Origin of the sequence: Streptococcus sp. HMSC074F05 (assembly GCF_001808725.1) — a bacterium.
GTDB lineage: Bacteria > Bacillota > Bacilli > Lactobacillales > Streptococcaceae > Streptococcus > Streptococcus parasanguinis_I.
On sequence record NZ_KV794401.1, the window covers coordinates 50545 to 68983 of the forward strand.

The following is an 18439-nucleotide window of genomic DNA, read 5'->3' on the forward strand; positions in this document are numbered from 1 at the left end:
TGTTATGGGCACAACAGGATTTACAATAATTGACTTAATTATCTTGATTGTTTATTTACTTGTGGTATTGGTTGCAGGCATCTATTTCTCTAAAAAAGAGATGAAAGGAAAAGAGTTCTTTAAAGGAGATGGTTCGGTTCCTTGGTATGTTACTTCGGTATCCATTTTTGCCACAATGCTCAGTCCGATTTCCTTCTTGGGACTCGCTGGTAACTCTTATGCAGGTAGCTGGATTTTATGGTTTGCTCAATTAGGGATGGTTGTAGCTGTTCCACTGACAATTCGTTTTATCTTACCTATCTTTGCACGGATAGACATCGATACGGCATATGATTACTTGGATAAACGTTTTAATTCTAAAGCACTTCGTATTATTTCAGCACTCTTGTTTATTATTTATCAATTGGGACGTATGTCTATCATTATGTACCTCCCATCAGCTGGTTTATCAGTATTGACAGGAATTGACATCAATATTTTGATTATTTTGATGGGTGCAATTGCAATTGTTTATTCTTATACTGGTGGTCTAAAATCCGTATTATGGACAGACTTTATTCAAGGTGTGGTTCTGATTAGTGGTGTCGTTGTAGCTTTATTTGTACTGATGGCTAATATTAAAGGTGGCTTTGGTGCAGTAGCAGAAACATTAGCAAACGGGAAATTCCTTGCTGCAAATGAAAAACTTTTCGATCCTAACTTGCTTTCAAACTCCATCTTCTTAATTGTGATGGGTTCAGGCTTTACAATCTTGTCTTCCTATGCTTCATCTCAAGATTTGGTTCAACGTTTTACTACAACACAAAATATTAAGAAACTTAATAAAATGTTGTTCACAAATGGTGTCTTGTCACTTGCAACTGCAACAGTCTTTTACTTGATCGGTACAGGCTTGTACGTATTCTATCAAGTACAAAATGCAGGTAGTGCAGCTAGCAATATCCCTCAAGACCAAATCTTTATGTACTTTATTGCATACCAGTTACCAGTAGGTGTCACAGGTTTGATCTTGGCAGCGATTTATGCAGCAGCTCAATCAACTATTTCAACAGGTTTGAACTCTGTTGCAACTTCATGGACATTGGATATTCAAGATGTCATTTCTAAAAATATGTCAGACGATCGTCGTACGAAAATTGCACAATTCGTATCTCTAGCAGTAGGTTTATTCTCAATTGTTGTTTCCGTTATCATGGCTCATTCAGATATTAAATCTGCATACGAATGGTTCAATAGTTTCATGGGACTTGTACTTGGTCTACTTGGTGGTGTATTCATTCTTGGTTTTGTTTCTAAAAAAGCAAATAAACAAGGTGCTTATGCAGCGCTGATTGTATCAACCATCGTTATGGTATTTATTAAATACTTCCTTCCTCCAACAGCTGTTAGCTACTGGGCATATTCATTGATTTCAATTTCTGTATCAGTAGTTTCAGGTTATATTGTATCTGTTCTTACTGAAAATAAAGTATCTGCACCTAAATATACAACGATTTATGATATTTCAGAAATTAAAGCGGATTCAAGTTGGGAAGTTCGTCACTAGTCACTAATAGAAAAGAGAAAATAATATGATTATTTCTGAACAATCTGATTTTAGACGATATGCTTCTGTTAATAAACATTTTTCAAAAGTCTGTGATTTTTTAGAAAATACAAATTTGACAGATTTAGTTGATGGAAAAATTGATATTGACGGGGAAAATGTTTTTGCAAATTGTATGACTTATCTAGCTGATGGAGTTCCAGGAGATATTTTTGAAACTCATAAGAAATATTTAGATATTCATATTGTTGTTGAAAATACGGAAAAAATGGCAGTAACTTCCCCAGTTCGTGCTCAGTCACGTGTACCTTTTAGCGAAGAGAAGGATATTGCTTTTTACGATAGCAAAGACTATCAAATTGTTGAATTGCTTCCAGGGAATATGTTGGTGACTTTTGAAGAAGATCTTCACCAACCAAAGATTCATTGCAATGATGAAACTGTTAAAAAACTTGTTATCAAAGTTTTAAACGAGGAAAAATAAAATGAAAAAAATATTAAACAATATGTAACCTTAGGTACTGTATTGGATTGATGTTTGAAAAATTTGATTCATGGTATCGTAATGAACTTCATATGAAAAATGTTGTACCATATATAACATTTAAGATTGAAGATTTGAAAAAGAATTAAAGCTGAAATTTAAAAATATATAGAAAGAGAATAAAAATTATGGTAAATTACGGTATTGTTGGAGCTGGATATTTTGGAGCTGATTTGGCTCGCTCAATGAACAAAATTGAAGATGCAAAAGTGGTTGCGGTATTTGACCCAAATCATGGAGAAGAAGTTGCTCAAGAGTTGGGATCAGATGTTTGTGCAAGTTTAGATGAACTTGTAGCACGTGAAGATATTGATTGTGTGATCGTAGCTTCACCTAGCTACCTTCACCGTGAACCTGTTGTGAAAGCTGCTCAACATGGCAAACACGTATTTTGTGAAAAGCCAATTGCATTGTCTTATGAAGATTGTAAAGCCATGGTTGACGCATGTAAAGAAAATAATGTTATCTTTATGGCTGGTCACATCATGAACTTCTTTAATGGTGTACACCATGCTAAAGAATTGATTACTCAAGGTAAAATTGGTAAAGTTCTTTATTGCCATGCCGCTCGTACAGGTTGGGAAGAACAACAACCAACTGTATCATGGAAGAAACTTCGTTCTCAATCTGGAGGACATTTGTACCACCATATTCATGAATTAGATTGCATTCAGTTCATCATGGGAGGACTTCCTGAAAAAGCGACAATGGTAGGAGGCAATGTATATCATAAAGGTGAAAACTTTGGTGATGAAGATGATATGCTCATTGTAAACCTAGAATACTCTGATGATCGTTATGCTGTTTTGGAATATGGTAATGCTTTCCGTTGGGGTGAACACTATGTCTTGATTCAAGGAACTGAAGGAGCTATCAAACTTGACTTGTTCAATACTGGAGGTACTCTTCGTGTTAAAGGTGAAGGAGAATCACACTTCTTAGTACATGAAACTCAAGAGGAAGATGATGACCGTACAGCTATCTATACCGGTCGTGGTATGGATGGAGCGATTGCGTACGGTAAACCAGGAGTACGTTGTCCATTATGGTTACAAACATGTATTGATAAAGAAATGGAATATCTACATGACATCATTAAAGGTGGAGAAATTACAGAAGAATACGAAAAACTTCTCAATGGTGTAGCTGCTTTAGAATCAATCGCTACTGCTGATGCATGTACTTTATCAGTTAAAGAAGATCGAAAAGTAAGTCTTTCAGAAATCACAAATGCTTAACTATTGTAAAACAGAATAGTAAATTCTTGTCATTTTATAGGCTATTGATACGATAAGAAAATAAGGCCCTATTTCAATGAATAAGAGCAATCAGAAGATGTTGCTTGCTATTTCTAAGAAGCCCAGGTTGAATTCGAAAGGAGTTCCAGTATGGAATTAGTACAATATAAAGATGCAGTGATTGCACGGGACATTCAACACCCTGCACTCAAGAAAGTTGTAGATTATTTAAAAACACATGATGTCAGTCAAGATGAAAAGGGGACACATTCAGTCTCTGATGATTTCTTTTACAATGTGATTGAAATGGAAACAACGGATGAAGAACATCGTGTATGGGAAAGTCACCGAGACTACTATGACGTTCATGTTCTATTCGAAGGAAAAGAACGAATCTCATATAATTTTCTGTCCAATATGAACTTGGAAGATTATGTGAAAGAAGAGGATTGGCAACAAATGTCTGGCCATTCGATGTTTGATATTCATTTTACACCAGGTGCCATTTTATTATTAGATCCAAATGATGCGCATAAGACAGGTTTGAAAGTCGATCAGGCTCAAGATATTCGCAAGATAGTATTTAAAGTGCGGTTATAGCGCGCATTATTCATTCTTTTCATTCCGAGCGGGAGAAATAGAACAATTTTTGAGAGAAGGATCTTGTTATCTAGTCACTGATTTCTCTCATTGAGTGGATCGAAAGGTCCTATAAGATGATGGATGTTCTCATGAATTGTTAATGGAGGTTGGAGACTATTCCCAGCCTCTTTCCCCGTTTTTAGAAGATATTGTCAGAGTGGAGGAGAAATGGTTACATTAGAAAAAAGTATACAACCTGTCATTGAGTCAGTCTATGAAAGCTTAACAGATTTAGAAAAGAAAATAGCTGACTATTTTTTATCTGATCATGTCATGCAAGATGATTTATCTGCAAAATCAGTGGCTAAACGATTGTATGTTTCCCTCTCTTCTTTGACAAGATTTGCTAAGAAGTGTGGGTTCACAGGATATCGTCAATTTGTTTATGAGTTTGAGGAGTCAAATCAGGACATTCAAAATGTTAGTCGACATATTACAAAAAGTGTCTTATCTGATTATGGAGAGTTGTTAAATAAGACTTTTTCTTTGATTGATGAAGAACAGTTATTACGTGTTAGTCGGATGTTAGACAAGGCTAAGCGGGTCTATATATACGGAATTGGAAGTTCAGGTCTTGTAGCGCGTGAGATGGAATTTCGCTTTATGAGGCTGGGAATGATTTGTAAGGCTATTACCGATGACCACATGATACGAGTCAATGAGGTCATGCTGGATGATGAGTGTCTGGTTATTGGGATTTCGTTATCCGGTGAGACAAAAGAAATTCTGGATGCTGTGTATCAAGCAAAGCAAAAAGGTTCTAGGGCTGTTCTAATAACATCGAAAATAAGTGCGTTTTTAAAAGGGCGGTGTGATGAACTGGTGTCTGTGGCAGTAAAGGAAAGTTTGCCCCAAGGTACGCTCATATCACCACAATTCCCAGTCTTAGTTGTAGTCGATATTTTTTATGCCTATTATGTTGACTTGGATAGAGAGAGAAGGAATCATATATTCACTAATACACTTTCGGCCCTCAATTTACATAAAACGGAGGATGAACAATGAATATTTTAGGGATCGACATTGGAGGTACATCTATTAAGTCGGATGTATATAATGAAGATGGCAATGCTTTGGGACATTTTTCAGAACAGAGAACCAATATATGCCATGAGAACCAAACAAATGGTATACTGGATCAAATTTGTGACCTCATTGCTGGCTATCAATCTATTATTGATTTAGATGGAGTTGCTATTTCGACAGCAGGTGTTGTCGACAGCCAATTAGGGAAAATCGTATATGCAGGTTACACCATTCCTTCTTACAGTGGGACTGATTTTTCCAGCGAGATTCAGAAACGATTTTCCATCCCCGTTACAGTAGAAAATGATGTCAATTGTGCCTTGTTAGGAGAAATATGGAAAGGTGCAGCCAGAAATAGCCATTCTACTGTTATGATTACGGTTGGTACCGGTATTGGTGGTGGTATTTTCACCAATGAACAAATCTTATCCGGGCATAATTTTACAGCAGGTGAAATCGGATATTTACCGATTGGGAATACAGATTGGCAATCCTTAGCGTCTGCGTCAGCACTCGTTCAGATGTATGAGGAAGCATCTGGCTTACACCATCAAACCGGTAAAACTTTTTTTGAGGCGGTGGATAAGAGTGAACCAGTTGCTTTGAAGGTCTTAGAAACATACGTTCATCATCTGGCACAAGGATTGGTTACTCTTTCTTATGTCTTAAATCCAGAGAAAATGATTTTAGGAGGTGGCATCTTTGCTCGCTCAGATGTTTTGCTGCATCTGTTGCAAAATGAGTTGTATCATGCGGTTCAGGACCAACGATTCTTACCGCGAGAAATTGTAACGGCTACATTAGGAAATGAAGCAGGAAGATTGGGAGCAGTAGCCAAATTTTTAATGGATCAGGGGAAGAACTTGTCTTAAAAAACGGTCGTTTTAGGAGTGATCGATCCCTAAATCCCCGAACAAAACTATGTAAAATATGGTATAATTTAAGATAATTGTACTGTTGTTGGAAGAACAATGGTTGAATAAGGAGGTGTGACGATGTCGAATGCAACACTCGAGATGATGCAAGAGATCGAGCAAGCTGCTCAGGGCGTGATCGTAGGCTATGAAGCTCAAGTTGAACAAATCCGAACGGATTCGCGCGATCGCCTTGCAACAGTGGCACAGCATTACGATGAGGAAACCAAGCAATTGGTCACAGAGGCAGAAAAAAACGCCCAGGAAAGACTCGTCCGTTTAACGAAAGATCTGGAAGAAACGGTTGCGCGCAATGATGCCAAGGTACAACAGGCGATGACCGACAAGCGAGCTGGGTTAGTTGAAGCCATTGTAGAAAAGGTGGTAGCAAGCTATGGCCGTTAGTCAGATGCAAAAACTGTCCCTCATCTTACCCAAAGATGACTTGGACAGTCTCCTACTAGCGCTACAGTCTGAGGCAAAAATCCAGATTTATGACCTCAGTGAGCATGAAGAGTGGCAGGCTGCCTTTGAGGCAAATACCTTGTCTCAACCCTTGACAGAGGACAATCGTCAAGCCTTGGTAGAGCTGCAAAAACGTCAAGAACAAGTTGAAAAAATGATTCAGACTCTAGAGCCCTACATGCCTGAGAAGAAGGCTCTGCAAGCTCTGAAGGAAGAACCATTAAGCTTGTCTTTTGATGACTTGCAGGCCCACGGGATGATTCGAGACGAGGATCTTCTATTGACCAAGTTGAAACGCCAATTGCGCGTGTTAGACAAGGCTCGTCAGAAGATTGCGGATGCAAAGGGAGAGATAGAGCGCTTAGAAAAATGGCGACCGTTAGAGGTGACACCAACAGCCCTTGCTACCTTTCACTATGTGCATGGCTTGATCGGGACGATCCCAAATAGCGATACAGACGCTGTTCGCTCTTCCTTAAAAGCTCATCCTGAGCTGGAGTTAGAAGAAGTCTTTACGTCTGAAACCGAACACGGCTATGTCATCTTGTATCGTTCGGGAGATCGTGTAGCTGTTCAGGAGCTTTTAGAAGACCATGGGTTCAAAGAATTGGACTATGAAGAAGAGCAGGTCCCGGCCGCCTACTTGGATCGCCTAGAAGGGGAAATCAAAGAGCAAGAAGCTGTAGTTGCAGCAACCCTAGCCGAGTTACAAAACTCCCAGAAGGAACTGGACCAGCTCAAGTACCAGATGGATTACTTGCTGAGTTTGGGAGCTCGTGAGGAAGCTAAGTCGCTTCTTGCTAGTACGCAAAGCTTGGTAGCCCTAGAGGGTTGGATTGAAACCTCCCAAGTGGCCTCATTGCGAGACTTCTTGCAAGAAGGTTTTGGTTCTCGAGTCTTACTAGAGACACGCGATGTGACGGAAAAAGATTGGGATGACGTTCCGATCCAGTTGCGAAATAATGCCTTGGTAGAACCTTTTGAATTAGTCACAGAGATGTACGCCCTGCCTAAGTATTACGAGAAAGATCCGACACCGATCGTTTCTCTCTTCTACTTTGTTTTCTTTGGCATGATGGTCGCAGATATCGGTTATGGACTCTTGCTAACGGTAGCGACAGGCTTTGCCCTTAAAACCTTCAAGCTCAAGCCTGATACAGCCAAGAACCTTCGTTTCTTCAGTCTCCTCGGGGTTTCAGTTGCCCTTTGGGGTGTGGTCTATGGCTCTTTCTTTGGATTTGAGATGCCTTTTGCCCTGATCAGTACGACCAGCAACGCCATGACCATCCTGATCCTCTCAGTGGTCTTTGGTTTTGTCACTGTCTTAGTGGGATTGTTCCTAGGGGGAATGAAAAATGTTCGCCTCAAAGACTATACGGAAGCCTATAATGCTGGCTTTGCTTGGGTCTTGATCCTACTTGGTTTAATGCTTCTAGCAGTAGGCAATATCTTGCCAGGGATGAGCCTTCTAGTTCCGATCGGCAAGTGGCTGGCTATTTTAAACGCCATTGGGATCTTGATTGTTTCCATTGTCAGTGCCAAGAAGCTGTCCGGTTTAGCTTCTGGTCTCTTTAACCTCTACAATGTCAGTGGGTATGTTGGAGACTTGGTCAGCTTCACCCGTTTGATGGCCTTAGGCTTGTCTGGAGCGAGTATCGGTTCAGCCTTTAACCTTATTGTCAATCTCTTTCCACCGCTTGGACGGTTTACGGTAGGGCTTCTGCTCTTTATCGTCCTCCATGCCATTAATATGTTCCTGTCCTTCTTGTCAGGATATGTGCATGGAGCCCGTTTGATCTTTGTGGAGTTCTTCGGTAAGTTCTACGAAGGAGGAGGCAAGCCGTTTCGTCCTCTCAAACCTTCTGAACGCTATATTAAAACAAAAAAATAAGTATTATCTTTAATAAATAGGAGTATATTCATGGAATCTTTAGCATCATATTTTTCAGCCCATGGGGGCGCCTTCTTTGCAGCATTTGGTGTGGCGATCGCCGTTGCACTTAGTGGGATGGGATCTGCCCTTGGGGTTGGTAAAACGGGTCAAGCAGCAGCAGCGCTCTTGAAAGAACAACCTGAAAAATTTGCCCAAGCCTTGATTTTGCAATTGTTACCAGGTACACAAGGTTTGTACGGTTTCGTTATCGGGATCTTGATCTGGTTGCAAATTAAGCCAGATATGCCACTTGAAACAGGGGTCGCTTACTTCTTTACAGCTCTTCCAGTTGCGATCGTTGGTTATTTCTCAGCCAAACACCAAGGAAATGTTGCGACAGCAGGGATGCAAATCTTGGCCAAACGCCCTGAAGACATGATGAAAGGGGTTATCCTTGCGGCCATGGTTGAAACCTACGCCATCTTGGCCTTCGTTGTGTCCTTCCTATTGACCCTACGCGTCGGCTAAGAGCTAGCTTTGATGGATTCGCCTCGAGAGGCGAAAAACACAAGACGCATGCAATAGGAGAAAAAACGATATGGATGAACAAACCCAATTAAAGGATTCGATCTTGGCCCAAGCCCACGAAAAAGGGCGTAAACTCTTAGAAGAGGCCAAGGAAACCATCCTAAAAGAAGAGACTGCGCAAGAAGAGCGGTTGATCCAAGATAAACTCAATCAACGCTCCGAGCAGCTCAAGCGGATTCAACGTCAATTGCAACGTGAAACCCAACAAATCGAAAATAAAAAACGTCAATCAACCCTTGTCACCAAGCAACGAGTCTTAAAGGATCTCTTTGCAGATGCTTATGAAGCGATGGTGGCTTGGCCCCTTGAAAAGGAAATGCAGTTTGTAGATGCGGTCTTAGATCGCTATCAGGGACAAGTTGTGACCCTGACCTTCGGGGCGGTGAGCGCTGCTAAATTTGATTCAGCAGCTCTCGAGAGATTGAAGCAGACGCATCAGAATGTGACAGTTGCAGATGCAACGATCCCAGCTCAAGCAGGATTTGTCTTGTCGGTTGGGAAGATTGATGACAACTATCTCTACCGTGATTTGGTGGATTCCATTTGGGAGCAAGAAAGCTACCAGATGGCAGCCAGCATTTTCACAGATGAAGAGAACTAGGAGGTTGCAATGAGCGAACGGACCTATTCTCAAGTCAATACAGGAATCAGCGTACGTGAGGCTAGTTTTGTCAGTCCCAGTCAGTTCGAGCAGTTGCTTGCAAGTCCCTCTAGTGAGAGCCGAGAAGGCTTGCTACAAGGAACACCTTATGCTTTAGATAGCAAGGAGATCAAGGATTTATCAGCCCTTGAAGCCCGCCTGATGGCAGCCTTGTTGGCAGAATACCAATGGGCTTTTGAGGTAAGCCCTCAGTCAGACCTGGTTAGCCTGTTTACCTTGAAGTACACCTATCATAATCTCAAGGTTTATCTAAAACACAAGGCGACAGAGCGCAAGTTGGGGCACTTATTGATCCCTATCGGTCCTTATTCTCTCGATGTGCTCGAGCATTTGGTGGCGACCTTTTCTGCAGAGCATTGTCCGGCCTTTATGGCGGAAGAAGTGGCTGCAACCTGGCAAGAATTCCAAGACTATCAGGACTTGCGGGTTCTCGAAATTGGGATGGACTTAGCTTATTTTAAACACCTGAGATACTTAGGGGACAGCCTAGATCATCCGATTCTGAAGCAGTTGGTGGACGTGACCATTGACTTTTACAATGCGATTACAGTTAAGCGGGCCTTGGATCAGCAAAAACCGCATAGCTTTATGCACCAATTACTTTCAGATGAAGGAAGCCTCAGTGCCCATCAGGTGATCGACCTGCTAGAATCCGGTCAGTGGTTGACCTGGTTTTATCAAGTCAATCCGCTGGACTACGATCTCGCCTTAGAGACTTATGAAGAAAAGATGCGCACCGGTCAACTAAAGACCGTAGAGTTGGAGTATTTAGAAAGCTTGGTGAAATTCAGTCTTCTAGACGCTGGCCGTTTTGAAGTCGATGGACCACTCCCTCTTGTCCGTTATCTTTACGGAAAAGAGTTAGAGGTGACCAACCTTCGTTTGGTCATCTCTGGTTTGGACAATGGTTTTCCGCTAGCAGACATCAAAGAAAGGATGAGACCGATTTATGGACAAACAGACCTATAAGATCGCCGTTGTGGGCAATCGAGACGCCATCCTTCCTTTTCGCCTGATTGGCTTTCAAACCTATCCGGTCACAGAGCCACAAGAAGCGATCAATACCCTGCGAAAACTCAGTCGGGAAAACTTCGGGATTATCTACCTGACAGAGGATATTGCTCAGGCTATTCCAGATACAGTGGCTTTTTACGACCAGCAGCTGACTCCGGCTCTGATCCTTATCCCGACCCATAGAGGAACTACGGGACTGGGCCAACAGCGGATTCGTGATAATGTCGAAAAAGCAGTAGGACAGGATATTTTATGAGAACAAATGAATTTGGCCAAGCGATTGGCGATGCACTGCCGGATTTTACACCCGGGCGTCTGCCAGCTATTGAGCGGATCGAAGGTCGCTATACCGTGATCGAGCGCCTCTCAAAAGAAAAACATGGAGCAGATCTTTATCAGGTCTACGGGCCGGACTCTCCAGCAGCTATGTGGACCTTTCTGTTCAAAGGCCCTGCCCGCAATGAAGAGGAGTGGGACCACTTATTAGATGATCTCATGACAGCCCAAGGTCGCTTTTACTATGCGATTGTAGACAAAGATTCAGGCAAGGCTTTGGGGACTTTCTCTCTCATGCGGATCGATCAAGCCAATCGGGTGATCGAAGTCGGAGCAGTGACCTACTCACCAGCGCTCCAAAAGACACGCATGGCTACAGAAGCCCAGTATCTCTTAGCGCGCTACGTGTTTGAAGATTTAGGATACCGCCGCTATGAGTGGAAATGCGATGCCTTAAACCAAGCATCTCGCAAAGCAGCTGAGCGCTTAGGGTTCACCTATGAAGGCTGTTTCCGTCAGGCTGTTGTTTATAAAGGTCGTACCCGTGATACAGACTGGTTGTCTATCATTGACCAAGAATGGCCAGAAATCAAACAGCGACTAGAAGCTTGGTTGGATCCAAGCAATTTCGATGCCAATGGCCAACAAAAGCAATCTCTAAGAGAGATAGCACAAAAGTAAAACAAAGAAACAAAGGATTCCCAGGAGGAATACATGACTCAAGGAAAAATTATCAAAGTTTCCGGTCCCTTGGTGGTTGCATCAGGGATGCAGGAGGCCAATATCCAAGACATTTGCCGGGTCGGCGATCTTGGTTTGATTGGCGAAATTATTGAGATGCGGCGGGATGAAGCCTCTATCCAAGTATATGAAGAAACGTCTGGAGTCGGTCCAGGAGAACCAGTGGTCACAACCGGAGCTCCCCTTTCTGTTGAATTGGGACCAGGTTTGATCTCTCAGATGTTTGACGGGATCCAACGCCCCTTGGAACGCTTCCAAGAAGTGACTGCCAGTGACTTTTTGGTTCGTGGGGTGCAAGTTCCAAATCTAGATCGGGACACCAAATGGGCCTTCGAACCAAGTGTGACTGAAGGGACAGAAGTGGTCGCTGGAGACATCGTCGGTACCGTTCAAGAGACCAATATGGTGGAACACCGCATCATGGTACCCTTTGGTGTCAGTGGACGTGTGACCAAGATCGCAGCAGGTTCTTACACAGTAGAAGAGCCGGTTTATGAGATCGAGCAGGCAGATGGCAGTCTCTTTACTGGTACTTTGATGCAAAAATGGCCCGTTCGTCGAGGACGTCCCTTTGCACAAAAACTGATTCCAGTAGAGCCTTTGGTTACCGGTCAACGGGTCATCGATACTTTCTTCCCTGTGACTAAAGGTGGAGCTGCAGCTGTTCCGGGTCCTTTCGGAGCTGGAAAAACAGTTGTGCAACACCAGGTGGCCAAGTTTGCCAATGTAGACATCGTAATTTACGTTGGTTGTGGGGAACGTGGAAATGAAATGACGGACGTTCTGAATGAATTTCCAGAATTGATCGATCCAACGACTGGTCAATCCATCATGCAACGGACTGTTCTGATCGCGAACACTTCGAACATGCCAGTAGCGGCGCGTGAAGCTTCCATCTACACAGGGATTACTATTGCCGAATACTTCCGTGATATGGGCTATTCCGTTGCCATCATGGCTGATTCGACATCGCGTTGGGCAGAAGCTCTCCGTGAAATGTCTGGTCGTCTAGAAGAAATGCCAGGGGATGAAGGCTACCCAGCCTATCTTGGTAGCCGGATCGCCGAATACTACGAGCGTGCAGGTCGGGTCAAGACACTTGGAACCACTGCGCGCGAAGGTTCAATTACCGCTATCGGTGCCGTTTCCCCTCCAGGTGGAGACATTTCAGAGCCGGTAACGCAAAATACCTTGCGAATTGTTAAGGTCTTCTGGGGCTTAGATGCTCAATTGGCCCAACGCCGCCACTTCCCAGCCATCAACTGGTTGAGTTCTTATTCGCTTTACCAAGATGAAGTTGGTCGCTATATCGATTTACATGAACAAATCAGCTGGTCTGAAAAAGTGACCCGCGCTATGAATTTGCTTCAAAAGGAAAGTGAATTGCAAGAAATCGTGCGCTTGGTTGGTCTAGATTCCTTGTCTGAAAAAGACCGCTTGACCATGAATGCGGCCAAGATGATCCGTGAAGACTACCTGCAACAAAATGCCTTTGATGAGGTCGATACCTATACCTCTTTCAGCAAGCAGGTGGCCTTGTTGACCAACATTTTGACCTTTGATCAAGAAAGTCAAAAAGCACTAGAATTGGGAGCTTACTTCACAGAAATCATGGAAGGAACCGTAGCTCTTCGAGACCGTATTGCCCGGAGCAAGTTCATCCATGAGGATCAGTTGGCAACCATTCAAGCCCTGAAAGAAGAAATCGTAGAAACCCTACACCAAATCGTCGCAAAAGGAGGAGTAGACAATGAGCGTGATTAAAGAATACCGTACTGTCAGCGAAGTTGTTGGCCCCTTGATGATTGTCGATCAGGTCGAAGGGGTTCACTACAATGAACTAGTAGAAATCAAGCTTCATGATGGAACGACCCGTCAGGGACAAGTCCTCGAAGTCCAAGAAGATAAGGCCATGGTCCAGCTCTTTGAAGGATCTAGCGGGATCAATTTGGAAAAAGCCAAAGTCCGCTTTACCGGACGTCCCCTAGAACTTCCTGTGTCTGAAGACATGGTCGGACGCATCTTTAACGGGATGGGCAAACCCATCGATGGTGGTCCGGAGATTATCCCAGAGAAGTACTTGGACATTGATGGACAAGCCATCAACCCTGTTTCGCGGGACTATCCGGATGAATTTATCCAGACAGGGATCTCAGCCATTGACCATTTGAATACCTTGGTTCGGGGCCAAAAACTCCCAGTATTCTCAGGTTCTGGTCTTCCTCACAAGGAGTTGGCGGCTCAGATTGCTCGTCAAGCGACGGTTCTTAATTCTGAAGAAAACTTCGCCGTGGTCTTTGCGGCTATGGGAATCACCTTTGAAGAAGCCGAGTTCTTTATGAACGACCTTCGGGAGACAGGTGCGATTGACCGCTCGGTCCTCTTTATCAACTTAGCTAATGACCCCGCTATCGAGCGGATTGCCACTCCTCGGATCGCCTTGACAGCTGCCGAATATTTGGCCTATGAAAAAGACATGCACGTCTTGGTTATTATGACCGATATGACCAACTACTGTGAAGCCCTTCGGGAAGTATCCGCTGCCCGCCGGGAAGTTCCAGGTCGTCGGGGTTATCCAGGTTATCTCTATACCAACCTCTCAACCCTCTACGAACGTGCAGGACGCTTGGTTGGAAAGAAAGGATCTGTGACCCAAATTCCGATCCTCTCTATGCCAGAAGATGACATCACCCACCCCATCCCTGACTTGACAGGCTACATCACCGAAGGTCAGATTATTCTGTCCCGCGATCTCTACAATAGTGGTTACCGCCCACCGATCAATGTTCTTCCATCCCTTTCTCGTTTGAAGGACAAGGGTTCTGGTGAAGGCAAGACTCGGGAAGACCATGCGGCGACCATGAACCAGCTCTTTGCGGCCTACGCCCAAGGAAAACAAGCCAAAGAACTGGCTGTAGTGCTTGGGGAATCTGCCTTGTCAGATACCGACAAGCTCTATGTTAAATTTACAGACCGCTTTGAGCAAGAATACATCAACCAAGGTTTCACTACCAATCGGACGATTGAGGAAAGTTTGGATCTCGGTTGGGAACTCTTATCCATCCTTCCACGAACAGAGCTTAAACGGATCAAGGATGAGATGATTGACAAGTATCTGCCAAACAAAGAGGATTAGCCTATGGCACGATTAAATGTAAAACCAACTCGGATGGAGCTCAATATTCTCAAAGAGCGCCTCAAGACAGCAACCCGGGGGCACAAGTTGCTCAAGGATAAGCGGGATGAACTCATGCGTCGCTTTATTGAAGCTGTGCGAGAGAATAATCGTCTGCGCCAAAAGGTGGAGGCAGCGCTGGTGGGCAATATGCAAGATTTCGTGATGGCCAAGTCCTTGGAGAGTGACCTCATGGTAGAAGAAATCTTTGCCGTTCCCACTCAAGAAGTGATGCTACACATCGAGGAAGAAAATGTCATGAGTGTGCGCGTGCCCAAGCTCCATGCCCGTATCGATAATCCATACGGAGATGATGAAGGGGACGTGGTTTATAGCTACCTCGCCTCCAACAGTCAAATGGATAGCACGATCCAAGAAATGGGGGATCTACTCCCTGATTTGCTCAAGTTAGCGGAAATCGAAAAAAGCTGCCAACTCATGGCAGATGAAATCGAGAAAACCCGCCGTCGAGTGAACGGACTCGAGTATGCGACCATCCCAGACCTCAAAGAGACTATCTATTATATCGAAATGAAACTCGAAGAAGCCGAACGCGCCAACCTCGTCAGAATCATGAAGGTAAAATAAGATACATCAAGATACAAAGCCCGTAAAAAGCAAAGTGAAAATAGGGAGCAGGACAGAAGCACTGTTGTATAGAATGCTTCGTTGTCCTGCCCCCACAAGGCTGATTAGGATTTTTCCGAGCTCTCAAAGCGAGAGAAAAATCCAATCAGCTACTGTGTCTTTGAAGTTAGTACTATTACAGTTTGCGTTTATCACACAGCATTTAGGGCGTGTTCAGTTATAAGATACAAAGCCGTAAAAAGCTATGTTCAATTACTTAAAAAATACAAGAACCTCATCGAGGAACCGCTCCTTGATGAGGCTTTTTTTGCGCCCTCGAACTCTTCTTCCAGGACCCTAATTTTATGTTACTAGTTTGTAACAATGTGACAAGAAAGACGAAATGTTACAAGAAAAATACAGTTTTGTTAAATAGCCAAAAAGGCCTTTTATTATTTTTAAATTGTGATAAGATAGTATGGTAGTTAATTTGCCCAAGAAAATCTTGAGCAAAAAAACAAAGAAAAAAGAGGATAAAAGATGAAATTAAAAGTTAATACGAAAGCCTTGATCGCTTCAACAGTAGCTCTTGCAGTGATTCCATTTACAAAAGCCACTGCAGAAACACTTGAAGATTGGGTAGCTCGCTCAGTAGATGAAATCAAACATGATATCCAACAAAGCGGTGAAAACCAACAAACTTATACCATCAAATATGGTGATACATTGAGTTCGATCGCAGAAGCGCTTGGAATCGATGTTCATGTGTTGGCAAACTTAAACAACATCAGCAACATGGATTTGATCTACCCAGGTACTGTATTGAAAACAACAGTAAATGATCAAAAAGAAGTAACTTCAGTTGAAATCCAAACTCCTCAAGCAGGTGCGACAGATGCAACCGTTGCAAGTGCTGACTTGACAACAAACCAAGTGACAGTTGATGACCAAACAGTCGCTGTCAACGATTTGTCTAAACCAGTAAACGAAGATAACAAAGCGGTTCCAGTTGCTCCAGCAGCGGAAACTCAAGAAGCACCAGCGGAAGCTCCAGTAGTTGAAGTACCAGCAGCAGAAACACCAGCACAACCAGCTGTCCCAGAAACACCAAACTACGGTGCTCCAGCTGTAAATGTTGAAGTTCAAAATCAAGAAGCAGCCCCAGCTGCTGCCCCTCAATCTGCTCCAGCCGCAGAAGCAGCTCCTGCTGAAACACCAGCACCAGCAGAGGAAGCTCCGGCAGCACAACCTGCAGCAGTAGAAACTACAGCTGCCCCTGAAGTGCAACCAGTAGCATCAACTCCAGCAAGTGGAAATACGATTCCAACTGATCCACACCTTCAACCACAAGCAGAAGCTTTCCGTCAAGAAATCGCAGCGAAATTCGGTATCACAAACATCGGTGGTTACCGTGAAGGGGATCCAGAAGACCATGGTAAAGGGCTTGCAGTAGACGTGATGGTTCCAACAAATTCAGAGCTTGGAGATCAAGTTGCACAGTATGCAATTGATAACATGGACCGTGCAGGTATCTCATATATTATTTGGAAACAACAATTCTACATGCCAGTAAATAACATTTACGGACCAGCTAATACATGGAACCAAATGCCAGACCGTGGTGGAGATACAGCAAACCACAACGACCACGTACATATCTCATTTAACGGATAATAAAACATTGAACTAGGCCTAGAGCCTAGTTCTTTTTTTGTGCACACAAAAAAAGCCGGAAGACGAATCTTCCAGCCGGTCAATGGTTAAAAAATATGATCGACTTTTTCCACCTGATAAAGGGCAATCGCCATGATAATGGTTAAGACCAGTAGCATGAGGATAGCTGGTGTCCAAGAGTGGAAGAGAGATTTGCTGTAGCCGAAGAGGATGGGACCAAAAGCAGCAAAGACGTAGCCTCCTGTTTGGGCAAGACCAGAAAGTTGAGCTGTCTTTTCAGGTGTACTGGATTTCATGGAGAAAGCGACCATGAGGTAAGGAAAGAGCGAACTAACGGAACTTCCTATCAGGGCATTGATGACGAGCCAGTAGAAGAAGTTGCTGGTTGGGATTAAGAGCATGGCTACCCCTAAAATTCCTGCTCCGACAACAATGGTAAGCATCAAGCGTCGATTGCGATCGGATAATCGTGTCGTTAAACTTGGGATCGTCAAGGAGAATGGGAGACTGATCAAGGTGAACACGGAGGCAAGTAGTCCAGATTCAACCTTTGAAAGGCCAGCTTGAACAGCCATGGTCGGAAGCCAAGTCATACTTGTATAGAAAAGTAGTGACTGCAAGCCTCCAAAAATCATGATAGCCCAGACATATTTATTGGTATACCATTTGTTACTAGCTTCAGTAGTAGCAGCCTTTTTGAGCCGGTGGTTGTAGCGAAGGTTAGGAATCCAGATGACCAAAGCAAGAGCGCACAAGGCAGTCAAAAGAGTCACTAGACCTTGCCAAGAAGTGGCTTTGGTAATAGGAACCGCTACAGAAGAGGCGATCGCTGTGGACATCCCCATAGAAGTGATATACAAGGTGGTCAGAATGCCTAGTTGGCGGGGTCTGTTCGCCTGAATCAGGCTTGGAAGCAGCACATTGAGGAAGGCGATGCCAGCTCCAATCAAGATGGTTCCCAGATAGAGGAAGGGGAGGTTGATAATCCGAATGGCAGATCCGATCGTAATCGCGATCAAAACTAGGAAAAAGAGGCGCTCAATCCCCAACTTTTTAGCAAATTGAATCGCAAAAGGTGAGAAAATGGCAAACGTGAGAAGTGGTAAGCTAGTCAATAGTCCCAGAGAGCTCACATCTACCCCCAAACCAGCAGCGATGTCAGACAAGACCGTCGGAAGCGTAGTAAATGGTGTTCGTAAAACAATCCCAAGCATAATGATGCCCGGGATGAATAGCGTAGAATGTGTTTTTTTCATAAATCCTCCTCAGACAAAAATTCTCTTCATTATAACATAGATCGAGCATAAATTGGAGTATTAGTACAAATGAAGGAGAAGGGACGTAGTTCTCACTATCGTTCGAACTGCGTCAATGTACCTAAGCTCACTAACGTTTGCTAAAGGAATAAGGATCGTAGTTCTCACTGTCGTTCGAACTGCGTCAACGTACCTAAGTTCGTCTACGCCCCTATTGGACTTGACTCACTAAGGTACGT

At 43.5% G+C, this 18439-nt stretch carries 18 protein-coding genes; 17 read left to right on the plus strand and 1 reads right to left on the minus strand.

Annotated features, from left to right (window positions below):
* The first annotated feature begins 4 nt into the window (after positions 1–4).
* From HMPREF2685_RS00355 to HMPREF2685_RS00435, 17 genes are all read left to right on the plus strand, one after another.
* Positions 5–1546, plus strand: coding sequence for a sodium:solute symporter family protein (locus HMPREF2685_RS00355; RefSeq protein WP_049485588.1), 1542 nt, complete (start codon positions 5–7; stop codon positions 1544–1546).
* Positions 1547–1571: 25 nt separating this feature from the next.
* Positions 1572–2030 (plus strand): NanQ anomerase/TabA/YiaL family protein, encoded by a 459-nt coding sequence (locus HMPREF2685_RS00360; protein WP_000587140.1) that lies wholly within the window; start codon positions 1572–1574, stop codon positions 2028–2030.
* A gap of 188 nt (positions 2031–2218) precedes the next feature.
* The gene (locus HMPREF2685_RS00365; RefSeq protein ID WP_000248712.1) at positions 2219–3328 is read left to right on the plus strand and encodes a Gfo/Idh/MocA family protein; all 1110 of its coding nucleotides are present in this window, start codon (positions 2219–2221) and stop codon (positions 3326–3328) included.
* 150 nt (positions 3329–3478) lie between these two features.
* Positions 3479–3928: a NanQ anomerase/TabA/YiaL family protein gene (locus tag HMPREF2685_RS00370; protein ID WP_049483957.1), complete on the plus strand. Its 450-nt coding sequence runs from the start codon at positions 3479–3481 to the stop codon at positions 3926–3928.
* Positions 3929–4138: 210 nt separating this feature from the next.
* Complete coding sequence (locus HMPREF2685_RS00375; RefSeq protein WP_049485587.1) at positions 4139–4975, plus strand: MurR/RpiR family transcriptional regulator; 837 nt, start codon at positions 4139–4141, stop codon at positions 4973–4975.
* Positions 4972–5868, plus strand: coding sequence for an ROK family protein (locus tag HMPREF2685_RS00380; protein WP_049485586.1), 897 nt, complete (start codon positions 4972–4974; stop codon positions 5866–5868). Before HMPREF2685_RS00375 ends, HMPREF2685_RS00380 begins: the two co-directional genes overlap by 4 nt.
* 123 nt (positions 5869–5991) lie before the next feature.
* Positions 5992–6315, plus strand: a complete 324-nt coding sequence (locus tag HMPREF2685_RS00385; protein ID WP_003009429.1) for a hypothetical protein — start codon at positions 5992–5994, stop codon at positions 6313–6315.
* Positions 6305–8266 (plus strand): V-type ATP synthase subunit I, encoded by a 1962-nt coding sequence (locus HMPREF2685_RS00390; protein ID WP_070464606.1) that lies wholly within the window; start codon positions 6305–6307, stop codon positions 8264–8266. Before HMPREF2685_RS00385 ends, HMPREF2685_RS00390 begins: the two co-directional genes overlap by 11 nt.
* Positions 8267–8296: 30 nt before the next feature.
* Positions 8297–8776: a V-type ATP synthase subunit K gene (locus HMPREF2685_RS00395; RefSeq protein WP_003009435.1), complete on the plus strand. Its 480-nt coding sequence runs from the start codon at positions 8297–8299 to the stop codon at positions 8774–8776.
* A 70-nt stretch (positions 8777–8846) separates the two neighbouring features.
* Positions 8847–9437: a V-type ATP synthase subunit E family protein gene (locus HMPREF2685_RS00400; protein ID WP_049489201.1), complete on the plus strand. Its 591-nt coding sequence runs from the start codon at positions 8847–8849 to the stop codon at positions 9435–9437.
* Between the two features lie 9 nt (positions 9438–9446).
* Positions 9447–10466 carry a V-type ATPase subunit gene (locus HMPREF2685_RS00405; RefSeq protein WP_070464608.1) on the plus strand — a complete coding sequence of 340 codons (1020 nt, stop codon included), beginning with the start codon at positions 9447–9449 and terminating at the stop codon, positions 10464–10466.
* Positions 10447–10767: a V-type ATP synthase subunit F gene (locus tag HMPREF2685_RS00410; RefSeq protein ID WP_003009443.1), complete on the plus strand. Its 321-nt coding sequence runs from the start codon at positions 10447–10449 to the stop codon at positions 10765–10767. The genes HMPREF2685_RS00405 and HMPREF2685_RS00410 overlap by 20 nt, the downstream gene beginning before the upstream one ends.
* Complete coding sequence (locus HMPREF2685_RS00415; protein WP_049485581.1) at positions 10764–11468, plus strand: GNAT family N-acetyltransferase; 705 nt, start codon at positions 10764–10766, stop codon at positions 11466–11468. The genes HMPREF2685_RS00410 and HMPREF2685_RS00415 overlap by 4 nt, the downstream gene beginning before the upstream one ends.
* 33 nt (positions 11469–11501) lie before the next feature.
* Complete coding sequence (locus tag HMPREF2685_RS00420) at positions 11502–13292, plus strand: V-type ATP synthase subunit A (RefSeq protein WP_041826169.1); 1791 nt, start codon at positions 11502–11504, stop codon at positions 13290–13292.
* Entirely contained in the window at positions 13279–14664 is a 1386-nt protein-coding gene (locus tag HMPREF2685_RS00425) for a V-type ATP synthase subunit B (protein WP_003002370.1), read from the plus strand. Before HMPREF2685_RS00420 ends, HMPREF2685_RS00425 begins: the two co-directional genes overlap by 14 nt.
* Positions 14665–14667: 3 nt before the next feature.
* On the plus strand, positions 14668–15291 hold the full coding sequence (locus tag HMPREF2685_RS00430) for a V-type ATP synthase subunit D (protein ID WP_070464610.1): 624 nt from the start codon (positions 14668–14670) through the stop codon (positions 15289–15291).
* Positions 15292–15810: 519 nt separating this feature from the next.
* Positions 15811–16944: a M23 family metallopeptidase gene (locus HMPREF2685_RS00435; RefSeq protein ID WP_070464612.1), complete on the plus strand. Its 1134-nt coding sequence runs from the start codon at positions 15811–15813 to the stop codon at positions 16942–16944.
* 86 nt (positions 16945–17030) lie between these two features.
* Here the strand turns inward: HMPREF2685_RS00435 and HMPREF2685_RS00440 are convergent, their stop codons facing one another.
* Entirely contained in the window at positions 17031–18200 is a 1170-nt protein-coding gene (locus tag HMPREF2685_RS00440) for a CynX/NimT family MFS transporter (protein ID WP_070464614.1), read from the minus strand.
* Positions 18201–18439: the final 239 nt, after the last annotated feature.